This is a genomic window from Desulfovibrio sp. Huiquan2017 (assembly GCF_017351175.1).
In the GTDB taxonomy this organism is placed as follows: domain Bacteria; phylum Desulfobacterota; class Desulfovibrionia; order Desulfovibrionales; family Desulfovibrionaceae; genus Pseudodesulfovibrio.
Map to the genome: position 1 here is coordinate 72954 of NZ_JAFMPN010000016.1, position 13730 is coordinate 86683.

General features: G+C 61.4%; 10 protein-coding genes and 1 pseudogene. 7 read left to right on the forward strand and 4 right to left on the reverse strand.

The window, feature by feature from the left end; translation table 11 throughout:
- The first annotated feature begins 58 nt into the window (after window positions 1–58).
- The 3 genes from J0909_RS14540 (at window position 59) to J0909_RS14550 (ending at window position 4578) form a co-directional block, all read left to right on the forward strand.
- Complete coding sequence (locus J0909_RS14540; RefSeq protein WP_207263926.1) at window positions 59–685, forward strand: LutC/YkgG family protein; 627 nt, start codon at window positions 59–61, stop codon at window positions 683–685.
- 2 nt (window positions 686–687) lie between these two features.
- Entirely contained in the window at window positions 688–2838 is a 2151-nt protein-coding gene (ldhH, locus tag J0909_RS14545; RefSeq protein ID WP_207263928.1) for an L-lactate dehydrogenase (quinone) large subunit LdhH, read from the forward strand.
- Between the two features lie 162 nt (window positions 2839–3000).
- Complete coding sequence (locus J0909_RS14550) at window positions 3001–4578, forward strand: methyl-accepting chemotaxis protein (RefSeq protein WP_207263930.1); 1578 nt, start codon at window positions 3001–3003, stop codon at window positions 4576–4578.
- Between the two features lie 78 nt (window positions 4579–4656).
- On the opposite strand, the gene J0909_RS14555 is transcribed toward J0909_RS14550, so the two are convergent.
- The 4 genes and pseudogenes from J0909_RS14555 to J0909_RS14570 form a co-directional block, all read right to left on the reverse strand.
- Complete coding sequence (locus tag J0909_RS14555) at window positions 4657–4929, reverse strand: HU family DNA-binding protein (RefSeq protein WP_071544172.1); 273 nt, start codon at window positions 4927–4929, stop codon at window positions 4657–4659.
- A gap of 162 nt (window positions 4930–5091) precedes the next feature.
- On the reverse strand, window positions 5092–5838 hold the full coding sequence (locus tag J0909_RS14560; protein WP_207263932.1) for a septal ring lytic transglycosylase RlpA family protein: 747 nt from the start codon (window positions 5836–5838) through the stop codon (window positions 5092–5094).
- 136 nt (window positions 5839–5974) lie between these two features.
- Window positions 5975–7384, reverse strand: a complete 1410-nt coding sequence (gene aspA, locus J0909_RS14565) for an aspartate ammonia-lyase (protein WP_207263934.1) — start codon at window positions 7382–7384, stop codon at window positions 5975–5977.
- A pseudogene (locus J0909_RS14570) lies at window positions 7381–8624 on the reverse strand (aromatic amino acid transport family protein). The gene aspA and the pseudogene J0909_RS14570 overlap by 4 nt, the downstream one beginning before the upstream one ends.
- 173 nt (window positions 8625–8797) lie before the next feature.
- Here J0909_RS14570 and typA point away from each other — a divergent pair.
- The 4 genes from typA (at window position 8798) to J0909_RS14590 (ending at window position 13721) form a co-directional block, all read left to right on the forward strand.
- Entirely contained in the window at window positions 8798–10645 is a 1848-nt protein-coding gene (gene typA, locus J0909_RS14575; RefSeq protein WP_207263936.1) for a translational GTPase TypA, read from the forward strand.
- Between the two features lie 224 nt (window positions 10646–10869).
- Window positions 10870–11841: a tungstate ABC transporter substrate-binding protein WtpA gene (gene wtpA, locus J0909_RS14580; protein WP_207263938.1), complete on the forward strand. Its 972-nt coding sequence runs from the start codon at window positions 10870–10872 to the stop codon at window positions 11839–11841.
- A gap of 39 nt (window positions 11842–11880) precedes the next feature.
- On the forward strand, window positions 11881–12672 hold the full coding sequence (locus J0909_RS14585) for an ABC transporter permease (RefSeq protein ID WP_207263939.1): 792 nt from the start codon (window positions 11881–11883) through the stop codon (window positions 12670–12672).
- The gene (locus J0909_RS14590; protein ID WP_207263941.1) at window positions 12669–13721 is read left to right on the forward strand and encodes an ABC transporter ATP-binding protein; all 1053 of its coding nucleotides are present in this window, start codon (window positions 12669–12671) and stop codon (window positions 13719–13721) included. Before J0909_RS14585 ends, J0909_RS14590 begins: the two co-directional genes overlap by 4 nt.
- Window positions 13722–13730: the final 9 nt, after the last annotated feature.

A 13730-nucleotide genomic window follows, 5' to 3' on the forward strand; every position in this document is an offset into this window, starting at 1 on the left:
CGACCCGTTGAGGGGGCCCGGAGGGACCTGGGGTCAAACATGCATGGAGGTAGGTATCATGCCTTCCAAGGAAGACCTGTACCAGACATTCGTGGAAAAGGCGGAGCTCGTCTCCGCCAAGGTAAGCTGCATCGCCAGTGAAGACGATGCGATCAAATACGTCATCAACCTGTGTGGCGAAAAGGAAGCCTGCCAGCTCCTGATCAGCGGTTGCGACGGCGCCTTGTCCGACAAGGCTGAAACGCTCTGCGACGCCAAGCAGAAAAAGGTCATCGCCGCCCCGGGACTCAAGCCCGAGCTGTACGAGAAGCTGGAGGCCCAGGCCAAAAAGTCCGGATTCGAGTGCATTGACAAGGGGATGCGCGACCATCTGGCCGGTGTGGATATCGGGTTCACCTCTGCCGAGTACGGCATCGCCGACACCGGCACGCTGATGGTCGACTGCCCGAGCGAAGAGTTGCGCCTGGCCACCATGGTCAGCGAGTTCCATGTCTGCATGCTGCCCAAGTCCAAGATCAAGGCCAACACCTACGCCGTGGAAAAGCTGATGCTGACGCGGATGAAGAAAACGCCGGATTACATGGCCTTCATCACCGGCTCCAGCCGGACTTCCGACATTGAGCGCGTCCTGGCCCTGGGCGTCCACGGCCCCCTTGAACTGCACATCCTGATCCTGGAGGACTAGTCATGCAGAAAGCCCATGATCTGAAAGAATACCGCGCCGAACTGCGCGAGTCCCTGGACAATGACTTCCTGCGGACCACGTTGGACAACTTCGCCGTCGCCTACCGCGCCAGCCGGGCCAACGCCTTCAAGGGCATGGATACCCGCAGCCTGATCGACGAGATCGCCTGCTCCAAGGACGATGCGGGACAGCACGCCGAGGAACTGCTTCGGGAATTCACCAAGAATGCCGAAGCGGCTGGCGTCCATGTGCACTTCGCCAAGGACGGGGACGAGGCAAACCGGATCATCACCAAGATCGCCAAGGACGCCGACTGTAAGAAGATCGTCAAGTCCAAGTCCATGACCGCGGAAGAAACGCTGCTCAACCACGATCTGGAGGATGCAGGGCTCGAAGTGACCGAGACCGACCTGGGCGAGTGGATCATCCAGCTCCGCCACGAAGGACCGTCTCACATGGTCATGCCCGCCATCCACCTCTCCCGCTATCAGGTGGGCGACCTCTTTACCGAGGTCACCGGCAAAAAGCAGGACACCGAGATCGAAAAGCTGGTCAAGGTGGCCCGCCGCGAACTGCGTCAGAAGTACGTAGAAGCGGACATGGGCATCACCGGCGCCAACTTCGCCATAGCCGAGACCGGCTCCATCGGGCTGGTCACCAACGAGGGCAACGCCCGCCTGGTGACCACCCTGCCCCGGGTCCACGTGGCCCTGATGGGCATCGACAAGCTCCTGCCGACCCTGCACGACGCCCTGCGCATCCTGAAGGTCCTGCCGCGCAACGCCACCGGTCAGCAGATCACTTCCTACGTGACCTGGATCACCGGCAACAACGAATGCCTGGCGGCGGAAGACGGCAAGAAGGAAATTCACTTCGTGATTCTGGATAACGGCCGCTCCGAGCTGCTCAAGGACCCGCTGTTCTCCCAGGTAAACCGCTGCGTCCGCTGCGGCGCCTGCGCCAACGTCTGCCCCGTCTACCGCATGGTGGGCGGCCACAAGATGGGTCACATCTACATCGGCGCCATCGGCCTGATCCTGACCTACTTCTTCCACGGCAAGGAAAAGGCCAAGAACCTGGTTCAGAACTGCATCAACTGCGAGGCGTGCAAGGACGTCTGCGCGGGCGGCATCGACCTGCCGCGCCTGATCAAGGAGATCCATGCGCGCATCCAGGACGAGGACGGCCATCCGCTGCCCAGCCTGCTGCTCGGCAAGGTCCTGCGCAACCGCAAGCTGTTCCACACCCTGCTGCGCACCGCCAAATGGGGACAGAAGCCCGTGGCTGAAAAAGACGGATTCATCCGCCATCTGCCCATGATCTTCTCCAAGGAACAGGGATTCCGCGCCCTGCCGACCATCGCCGAGGTTCCGTTCCGCGACTGGTGGAAGGAAAACCGGCCCGAGGTGGAGAATCCCAAGTACCGCGTTGCCCTGTTCTCGGGCTGCGTCCAGGACTTCGTCTACCCCGAGCAGATGCAGGCCGCCGTGGACGTCTTCGCGGCCAACGGCGTGGCCATGGAGTTCCCGGAGCAGCAGTCCTGCTGCGGCCTGCCCGTGCAGATGATGGGCGAGATCAAGGCCTCCCGCGACGTGGCGCAGCAGAACCTGCGCGCCTTCGAGCCCGACGCCTACGACTACATCGTCACCCTGTGCGCTTCCTGCGCCTCGCACCTCAAGCACAACTATCCGAAGCTGGTCATGGACAAACCTTCGCTGAAGCTCCGTGCCGACGCGTTCTCGGCCAAGATCATCGACTACTCGTCCTTCGTGAACGATGTGCTCAAGGTGGATGCAAAGGGCTTTACGAAGACAGGTGAAAAGGCTACCTATCATGCGCCCTGTCACTTGTGCCGGGGCCTGGACGTGCACGACGCGCCGCGTCAGCTCATCGAAAAGAGCGGCATGGAATACGTGGAGTGCGCCGAGGAAGAGGTCTGCTGCGGTTTCGGCGGCACCTTCTCCATGAAGTTCCCGGAACTCTCGGCCGAGTTGCTCAAGAAGAAGCTCGACAACGTCGAGGCCACCGGGGCGGATACCCTGCTGACCGACTGCCCCGGCTGCATCATGCAGTTGCGCGGCGGACTCAAGAGGCGGGGCTCCAAGGTCCAGGTGAAGCATGTGGCCGAGGTCATGTCCAAGAACAAAAAATAACCGGCGCTGCCGTGAAATTTGAGGCTCTCCGAAGGTAAGGACCGCAATCCGTAGAAGCACCCACACCCTGCTTCCTCCTGAACGAACCGGCCTCAAATGGGTTCCCCACCCCGCCACGGGGTGGGGAATCCTCTTTTTTCAGGGCACCATGAAGTGAAAACCATGTCCAACAAAACGCCTTTTTGCTTCCAATTGTCCGTCGGACTCCATGCTGCCGTACTGCTCGTCTCGGCCGTGGCGTCCGCAATCAGCTTTTTCCTCTTCGACTCGGCCACCATGAGCATGACCGTCGCCACCGCCATGCTCGCGGCCTTCGCCCTGTCGAGCGCGGTCATCCTGTGGCGTCTGCACGGCGCCCTGGTACGCCCCGCCGCCGAGCTCTCGAAATTCCTCGGACACATGCTCGACGAGGAATACGACCAAGCCGACACCGAGGCCCTCGCCGCCGCCGTACCGGGCCTCGGCGCACAGGCGGGCGAACTGGCCTCGCGCTACAAGGAGCGCCTCGGCTTCTCCCGAAGCATCCTGCTTGGCCTGCCCATCCCCTGCGCCATCGTGGACACGGAACAGCGGTTGACCTACCTGAACCGCGAATGCCTGGACATGCTCGGTTCGCCCGAGCGACCCGAGACTTTCTACGGCCGGATGATCTCCCAAATTTTCTACAAGGACGACCGGCGGTCCAAGATCGCGGACTGCATGGCCGACGACACCCGCGACATGAACGTGGAGGCGATCTTCAAACACGCCAACGGCAGCGACATCAACGTGCTCATCAACCTCTTCCCCCTGCACGACGTGGAAAAACGTGTCATCGGCGGTTGCTGCCTGTACATGAACACCACCGAACTGAAACGCCACGAGCGGGAAATCCTCGACCAGAACGAACGCATTTCCACGGCCGCCAGCGAGGCCACGACCATTTCCGAAAAGCTTGCCGGAGCGGCCCACCAATTGGAAACCGTGGTCGAACAGGCCAAACAGGGCACCCGCGAGCAGACGGATCGGACCACCGAGACCGCCGCCGCCATGGAAGAGATGAACGCCGCCGTGCTCGAAGTCGCCCGATTCGCCCAGGAGGCGGCCCGCGACGCGCGCACCGCCAATGACCAGGCCCGCGAGGGCGAGGCCGTCGTCGGCAAGGTCATCGGGGCCATAGACGATGTCGCGCAACACGCCTCCGGGCTGAAGGACTCCATGGAGCAATTGGATCACCGAGCCGAAGAGATCGGCGTGGTCCTCGGCGTCATTGAGGACATCGCCGACCAGACCAACCTACTGGCGCTGAATGCCGCCATCGAAGCAGCCCGGGCTGGAGAAGCGGGCCGAGGCTTCGCCGTGGTGGCCGACGAAGTGCGCAAGCTGGCCGAGAAGACCATGCACGCCACCAGCGAGGTCCACGCGGCGGTCAAGGGCATCCAGGATACGGCCAGGGAAAATGTGCGGGGCACCCAGACCGCCGTGGACTCCGTGACCCGGAGCACCGAACTGGCGAGCAGCTCGGGCAAGGCCCTGGCCTCCATCCTGACCACCACCCAGGATACGGCCGATCAGGTCCACTCCATCGCGGCAGCCGCCGAACAGCAGTCCTCGGCCAGTGAGCAGATCAGCGCGGCCACGGCGGACGTCACCCGGGTCTGCGGCATGACCGACGACCTCATGGTCGAGGCGTCCAAGGCCATCGACCATCTGGCCGAACTGGCCGAACAACTGACTGCGGTGATCGGCAACATGAAATGATCCCCCCGGTTCACCGGATGAAAGAAAAGCCCCCTTGGTGTACCAAGGGGGCTTTTCTTCTCAAAAACAGCCTCGCAGCTATTTCACGGCGTCCTTCAGGACCTTGCCGGGCTTGAACTGGGCGACTTTGCAGGCCGGGATGTTCAAAGCTGTGCCGGTGCGAGGGTTGCGGCCGGTGCGGGCCTTGCGCTCGCTCACGCTGAAAGTACCGAAGCCGGTCAAGGTCAGTTTGTTGCCGGCGGCCAGCTCTTCCTGGATGGTATCCAGAATGGCGTTCATGGAGGCCTCGGCCTGGGCTTTGGAAGTGCCGATCTTTTCAGCGATCTTGGCTACGAGTTCAGCTTTGGTCATAAAAAAACTCCTATAGTGGTTTATTGATACTATTTACATATGACACGCAAATACGTCTCCGTGTCATACACTCTCACCAGAGATATGGGAAGCCTAAAAAGCGCCGCCCACGCAGGGTTCATACACAAAACCGAGAAGCTATGCCACCACTTCGGGCAACTTTCAACTGATAATATAACAGGTCGGAAAATCTCCCTTCAGGGCTTCCATGACCCGCTCGGCCTGGCCCCTGGATTGGAAGCTTCCTGCCTGGACGATATGCAGTATTTGGCCGTCGCGATCCACCACGGTGATATTCGCCCCGCGGTAGCCCGCGCTAAGCAATTGCCGGTGCACGTGTAGGGCGTTTTCCCGCACGGCGAAGGCTCCGACGCGGACATGATAAAGCTTGTCCCGCGGTTCCGCAAGGCGTGTGGGTACGACTTCCGCCGTTAGCGAGGTCACCCGGACCTTGACCACTCCGCTATCCACGGTGCCGAGCTTCCTGGCCGCCCCATAGGACAGATCGAGGATGCGCTCGTTGACGAAGGGACCTCGGTCGTTGATGGTCAGGATCACGCTGCGGTTATTCTCCAGATTGGTCACCCGGACCCGGCTGCCCAGCGGCAGGGTTTTGTGGGCCGCCGACACGCCATACATGTTGTAGGTTTGCCCATTGGCCGTTTTCTTGCCGTGAAAGTCCGAGCCATACCAGGAGGCCAGGCCGATTTCGTCGTAGCCCGAGGCGGACTTGAGCGGATAATATGTCTTGCCCAGGACCGTGTACGGCTTGGTCTTGGGATCGAGCCCGCCCGTCCGGTCCTTGCTCGGCGGCGTGGAATAGACGTGCTCCGGATAGGGATTCATGGAGCCGCAACCGGCCAGAGCCAGCAAAACCGCGAGGACGAACAGAGCTATAAGTTGACGCATGCTTCCTCCGTATGCCCCGGAGACAGGGAACGGGAAATTATCTCGATTTTGTCTAGAAAACCGTAGAGGAAGTCCGGGCAAAAAGCAATGCCGGTTCACGGATTGTCATGACTGGCGCGGGTTGCGGCTGCCCCGATCAGGAACGATGCACGTAGCGCGGCTTGACCATGTTCTCGGGTTTGAGGATATCGTCCAGTTCCTCGCGGTTGAGGTACCCTTTCTCCAGAACGATCTCGTACACGGAACCACCCGTTTTCATTGCCTCCTTGGCTATCTCGGCAGACTTTTCGTAGCCGATGAACGGGTTCAGCGCCGTGACCAGGCCGATGGAGTGCTCGACCATCTCGCGGCAGCGTTCACGGTTGGCGGTAATGCCCGAAACGCACTTGTCGGCCAGGGTCAGGCAGGCCCGGCGGAGCATGTTCATGGATTGAAACAGGGAAAAGCCTATGACGGGCTCCATGACGTTGAGCTCAAGCTGCCCGGCCTCGCAGGCCATGGTCACGGTCATATCCTGGCCGATGACCGTAAAGGCCACCTGGTTGACCACCTCGGGAATGACCGGGTTGACCTTGCCCGGCATGATCGAGGAACCGGGCTGCATGGGCGGCAGGTTGATCTCGTTCAGCCCGCAGCGTGGCCCGCTGGAGAGCAGGCGCAGGTCATTGCAGATCTTGGATAATTTGACGGCCACGCGCTTGAGCACGCCGGAGAGCTGAACATAGGCCCCGGTATCCTGGGTGGCCTCGACCAGATCCGGCGAGGAAACCAGTTGCAAAGTCGTGTGCTTGACCAGCATCTCGGTGACTGTGCGGGCGTAGTCCGGGTGCGAATTCAGCCCGGTGCCGATGGCCGTGGCCCCCATGTTGATTTCGTGGACCAGAGCCTGGGCCTCGTCCAGGCGCTGCATATCCTCGCCGATCATGACCGACCACGCCGAGAACTCCTGGCCCAGTGTCATGGGCACGGCGTCCTGAAGCTGGGTGCGGCCCATCTTGAGCACGTCGGCAAACTCCTCGCCCTTCCGCCTGAAGGCCTTGCGCAGATAGTCCATGGCCTCGATCAACTCGCGAATGTCCAGGATGAACGCGATTCTCAGAGCCGACGGATAGACGTCGTTGGTGGACTGGGACATGTTCACGTGGTTCAGGGGATGGAGGTATTCATACTCCCCCTTGGCGTGGCCCAAAAGTTCCAGGGCGCGGTTGCAGACGACCTCGTTTGCGTTCATGTTGGCCGAGGTGCCCGCCCCGCCCTGGACCACGTCCACCACGAACTGGTCATGCAGTTTGCCGTCCAGGATCTCCTCGCAAGCCCGGCAGATGGCTCGGCTCTTGTCCTCGTCCAGCAGCCCAAGAGAGGCGTTGGCCTCGGCCGCGGCCATCTTGACGTAGGCCAGGGCGTTGATCAGCCGGGGATAGTGGGACATGGGGATGCCCGAAATATGGAAATTGTCCAGGGCGCGACGGGTCTGCACGCCGTAGTAGGCATCCGCCGGAACGGCCGTTTCGCCGAGGCTGTCGTGTTCCATCCGTATTTGCGTCATATTTTTTCTCCGTTAATGGAAGTGATGTGCGGACCAATACTCCACGTCCGGACCGATTTGCAACAGTCCGGTTTCCTGGGCCAATTCAACAATAAGGACCAAAACGAATATGGAGACCAACAGCCAGCCCAACCGCCGAGTCCGGGAGCTGGGGTTCCCTGGCGGACAAGGAGGACGCCGGGCAAAATACCAAACAGGGTGCCCACGCCGAAACCGCCGACCATATTCAAGGCCTTGAGAAAGATGTCCGGGTAGATCACGCCGATGCCCACCGGCGGCAGGAAGGCCAAAAGCCAGATAAGCACCCGATTGTGCCCGCGTTTGCCCGCCACGTCCTTGAGGAAGGCGAGCAGGGCCACGCCCGTGGCCGCGTAGGAGTGGTCATGGCCACCACCGCGAAACCGATGGAAGCGTCCACGAACCAGGATGAACGGATGAGTTCATTGAGCGGCACGGTGGCGGGCACTCCGGCCTTGAAGGCCGCGATGATGGAGACGCCGTCCGCCGACTCCATGGGCAGGGTGACCATGACGGCCACGGTCCACAGCAGGGTCATGAATGCCCCGAGGCCGGAACCGAACCAGATGGCTTGGGTGATGGCCCGGCGGTCATTGTTCAGGGTCCGGCACAGGGTCGGGATGACGTTGTGGAAATTGAAGGCCATGACCAGGATCGGCAGACCGGAGGTCAGGAAGGTCAGGTCCCCGGCGGCCAGGTCCACCCAGCGGAAATGCGGCACAACCATGATCAGCAACACCCCGAAGAGCAGCCACATGACAGTCAGGAGCAGGGCGTTGGATTCCCTGAGCAACCCGCTCCCGAAGGAGGCCAGCAGCGTGGCCGCGCCAAAATAGAGGAGCAGCCAGTCCCATTCCGGGATGGCATCGCCAAAGGAGTTGGCCGCCACCGAGGCGACCCCGGCCAGATAGGCCGTGAGCAGGCCGTAGAGAATGATCAGGTTGGCGGCCACGGACAGCCATTTGCCCAGGGGGCCGAGCACGGCCTCGAAAAAGGTGGGCAGGTCCGCGTCGGCGTTTTCCTTGAGGAACGGCTGGCGGGCGATGATCAATCCGGTGGAAGTCATGATCGCCCACATGGCCAAGGCGGCCAGCACGGCAGGCAAAAGCCCCGAGGGGCCGAGGTTGACGGGAAGGGCCAAGATGCCCGCCCCGACCATGTTGCCGGTGACGATCAATGCCGTGGTGATCTTTCTGGCGGAAGAGGGCGCGGTGCCGGTCATACATTGCTCCAGTTGCGCAAAATAAATGATGTTTGCGGCTTACTGTATACGAACCGGTCCAGATTTCAACCTACTTTCTCGGCCCGACGCCAAATCTCCTCTTGCCAGCCGAACCGCTTTCGGTTAACCGCTTCCCTGCGCAGATGCGCCTATTACCTATTATTGGAGAAACCATGAGCACTAAAGAATTCAACAACGGACTTCGCAATATCGCCATCATCGCCCACGTCGACCATGGCAAAACCACCCTTGTGGACGCCATGTTCAAACAGTCGGGCCTCTTCCGCGAGGGCCAGGACGTCAACGAACGCATCATGGACTCCATGGACCTGGAGCGGGAACGCGGCATCACCATCGCCGCCAAGAACTGTTCCGTCTGCTGGAAAGGCACCAAGATCAACATCATCGACACCCCCGGCCACGCCGACTTCGGTGGCGAAGTGGAACGTTCCCTGTCCATGGCCGACGGCGCCATCCTCCTGGTGGACGCCTCCGAAGGCCCCCTCCCCCAGACCCGCTTCGTACTCAAGAAGGCCCTGGAGCAGAAGCTTTCCCTGATGGTGGTCATCAACAAGGTCGATCGCCAGGACGCCCGCCCCGCCGAGGTCCTCAACGAAATCTACGACCTGTTCATCGACCTGGACGCTCACGAGGAACAGCTTGATTTTCCCCTGCTCTACGCCATCGGCCGCGACGGCATCGCCATGGAGTCCCCGGACGAACGCGGCGAAAACCTGCACATCCTCCTCGACATGATCGTGGAGCACGTGCCCGGCCCGGAACACGACCCGGACGAACCGTTCCAGATGCTCGTCTCCGACCTGTCCTATTCCGATTACCTGGGCAGGCTGGCCATCGGCAAGATCCACCACGGCTCGGCCAAGTCCAACGATCAGCTCCTGTGCCTTGCCGACGAAGGCCGGACCGTACCGCTCAAGGTGACCAAGCTCCAAACCTACGACGGCCTCCAGGTGGTCCCCACCGAAACCTGTGAACCCGGCGACATCATCGTCATCGCGGGCATCGAGGACGTCCACATCGGCGACACCATCTGCACTAAGGAAAGCCCCAAGGCCCTGCCGCGCATCACCGTGGACGAACCCACCGTGTCCATGCGCTTCGGCATCAACACCTCGCCCCTGGCGGGCCAGGAAGGCAAGCTGGTCCAGACCAACAAGATCCGCGAACGGCTGCACAAGGAGACCCTGCTCAACGTGGCCATCCAGGTGGAGGACACCGACGGCCGCGACGCCTACCTGGTTAAGGGACGCGGCGAGTTCCAGATGGCCATTCTGGTCGAGCAGATGCGCCGCGAGGGCTTCGAGCTTTCCGTGGGGCGTCCCGAGGTCATCTTCAAATACGAAGACGGCCAGAAGCTGGAGCCCATCGAGCACCTCTACGTGGATTGCGACGAATCCTTCATGGGCATCGTCACCGAGAAAATCCAGGTCCGCAAGGGGCGCATGACCAACATGGTCAACCACGGCACCGGCCGCGTGCGCCTCGAATTCTCGGTCCCAGCCCGCGCGCTCATCGGCTACCGCGACGAATTCCTGACCGACACCAAGGGCACGGGCATCATGAACTCCTACCTTGAAGGGTACGGCGAATACCGGGGCGAATTCACCTCCCGGTACACCGGTTCCCTGGTCTCGGACCGCTCGGGCAAGGCCGTGGCCTACGGCCTGTTCAACCTGGAGCCTCGCGGCCGCATCTTCGTGGTCCCCGGCGACCCGGTCTACGAGGGCATGATCATCGGCGAGCACAACCGGGAGAACGACATCAACGTCAACCCGGCCAAGGAAAAGAAGCTGACCAACATGCGCGCCTCGGGCAAGGACGAGGCCGTGATCCTCACCCCGGTCAAGCCCATGACCCTGGAATACGCCCTGAACTTCATCAAGGACGACGAGGAAGTCGAAGTTACCCCCCTGTCCATCCGCTTGCGGAAATCGGAGCTTTCGGCCCTGGTGCGGCATCGGGAGGATGGAAAGAAAAAGAAGGGCAAGGAAAACAGCTAGAAATAGCATGATATCAACAAGAAAGGCTGCGTTCGACGCAGCCTTTTTTTATGCTCGCCATGTGGGGCGAAAGCCCCCTCCTAAGATTCAGCAGCCTGCGAATGCCTCAATAAGGCATTTTAATAGTATGTTTTCACTGAATATATTGACACATTGTTCTTATCGAAGCATAATTGAAAGATATATGTAATACATCCTCTTTCAATCATTCAAGGAGAGTGAACATGTCTCAGCGCATCACCGCTTTCATCGCCGCCCTGGCCATGATTCTGCTTCTGGCGCCGGGCGCCCAGGCCGAACCGTCGGGCAAACTGATCATCTTTCACGCGGGCAGTTTGTCCGTACCCTTCGCCGCCATCGAAAAGAATTTTGAAGCCAAGTACCCCAAGGTGGACGTCCTGCGCGAAGCCGGCGGCTCCACCAAGATGGCCCGGCTGATCTCCGAGGTGGGCAAGCCCGCCGACATCATGGCCTCGGCCGACTACGTGGTCATCGACAAGAGCCTGATCCCCAAATTCGCTTCATGGAACGTCCGCTTCGCCTCCAACCAGATGGTCCTGTGCTACACGGACAAGTCCAAGTTCGCCAGCGAGATCAACGGCGACAACTGGGCGGACATCCTGCTGCGCAAGGGTGTGGTCTGGGGCCATTCCGATCCCAACCTCGATCCTGCCGGCTATCGTTCCCTGATGGTCCTGCAACTGGCCGAGAAGTTCTACAAGCGGTCCGGCCTGTATGACCAACTCCTGGCCAACCGGCCCGAGAAGAACATCCGGCCCAAGTCCGTGGAGCTTGTCTCCCTGCTCGAATCCGGGCACATGGATTACGCCTGGGAATACCTGTCCGTGGCCGTGCAGCACAACCTCAAGTACATCACCCTGGACAAGCACATGAACCTCGGCGATTTCGCCATGAATGACTTCTACAAGGCCGCCAAGGTCAAGGTCACCGGCAAGAAGCCCGGCACCTTCATCGACCGCGTGGGCGCTTCCATCACCTATGGCATCACCAAGATCGACAAGTGCCCCAACCCCGAAGCGGCCGACGCTTTCCTGGCCTACCTGTTCGATCCCGAGGGCGGGCTGAAGATCCTCAAGGACATGGGCCAGCCGCCGTTCGTCCCGGTGCAGGTCACCTCCGATGGCATGTCCAAGCTGCCCGAAGTCCTCAAGCCTCTGGCCACCGTTTCCGAATAATCCATGTCTGAAATGACCCTCCGGGGAGGGAACGGCTTCATGCGATCCCTCCCCGGTCGCATATTCCACGTCTGGATGATCGTTTCGGCGGCATTGGTGCTGCTGTTCATCGGCGTCCCCATGCTGGCCACCATGGCCAGCCCCACCTGGGAAGTCTTCACCGAGACCCTGGCCGACCGTGACGTGCTCCACTCGGTTTGGTTGTCCATGTCCGCCTCGGGCGTGGCCGCGGGCATCGCCTTCGTCTTCGGCACCCCGCTCGCGTTCCTGCTGGCGCGCAACGAGTTCCCCGGCAAGAAAGTGGTCGAGAGCCTGGTGGATCTGCCTATCATGATTCCTCACCCGGTGGTGGGCATCGCCCTGCTCGGCTTGACCAGCCCGAACACCGCTTTCGGGCAATTCCTCAAGTCCATGGGCGTCGAGATCATGGGCACGACCACGGGCATCGTCGCCGTACTCGTGTTCGTGGGCGTTCCTTTCTACGTGAATGCGGCCAAGTCGGGCATGGAGTCCATCCCCCGGCGGCTGGAAAACGTCTCGCGCTCTCTGGGAGCCGGGGCCGCAGCCACATTTTTTCGGGTCACCCTGCCCCTGTGCTGGCGCTATATGCTGGTCGGCATGATCATGTGCATGGCCCGCGCTCTGTCCGAATTCGGGGCCATCATTATCGTGGCCTACCACCCCATGGTCGCCCCGGTGCTCATGTACGAGCGGTTCACGGCATACGGCCTGCAATATTCCCAGCCCGTGGCCGTCATCCTGATCCTGGTCAGCATGATCTTTTTCCTGCTGTTGCGGTCCTTGTCGCTGCCCAAGAGGAAAAACGCATGATCCGCCTGACCGATCTGACCATCCGGTTTCCCGGCTTCACCCTGGACCATGTCTCCCTGCACGTCCGGCCCGGCGAATTCTTCGCCCTCATGGGCTCCACCGGTTCGGGCAAGACCCTGGTCCTCGAATCCGTGGCCGGACTGACCCGGCTGGACGAGGGCTCGGTGGTCATCGGCGGCCGCGACGTGACCCGCCTGCCCCCGGAGAAACGTAACGTCAGCCTGGTCTACCAGGACCACGCGCTGTTCCCGCACCTGAATGTGCTGCAAAACGTCATGTACGGCCAGCGCTACCACGGCATAGACAAGGAGAGCGACCGACGCCAGGCACGCGATCTGCTCGACACCCTGGGGCTCCTCAAGCTGGAAAAACGACGGCCCGAGCACCTGTCCGGCGGCGAGAAGCAGCGCACGGCCCTGGCCCGCGCCCTGGCCTGCGGCCCGGATGTAATTCTCCTGGACGAACCCCTCTCCTCCCTGGATCCGCAATTCCGGGGCGAACTCAGGCGAACCCTCAAGCACGTGCATGAAACCACGGGCACGACCTTCCTCATGGTCACTCACGACTTCGCGGACGCCATGATCCTGGCCGAGCGCGGGGCGGTCATCAAGGACGGACGGCTGCACCAGCAGGACACGGTGGCCAACATCTTCCGCCGCCCGGCCACGCCGTTCACCGCATCCTTCGTGGGCATGACCAACGTATTTCCGGCCCGCTACGCCAAGGGGAGCTGCACTTTTGCGGGGCACACCTTCGAAGGGCTGCCCGGGCTGCCCGACCGGGCGACAGGATTCGCGGCCCTTCGGCCCGAAGACGTATTCGTGGGCAGTCCCGAGGACTTCCCCGAAGACTGGCACATCATGCGGGGAACCGTGGAACGGGTGGAGCGCGAGGGATTCACCTGGACCGCCGTGGTCCGCTGCGGCGACCAGACCCTGACCGCCCTGGTGGACCGGCACATGGTCCTCAACCGGGGACTGGACAGCGGCTCGGCCGTAACTCTCGGCTTTGCCTGGGAACACCTCCATCACATGCCGGAGCACGACTGACCATGCTGC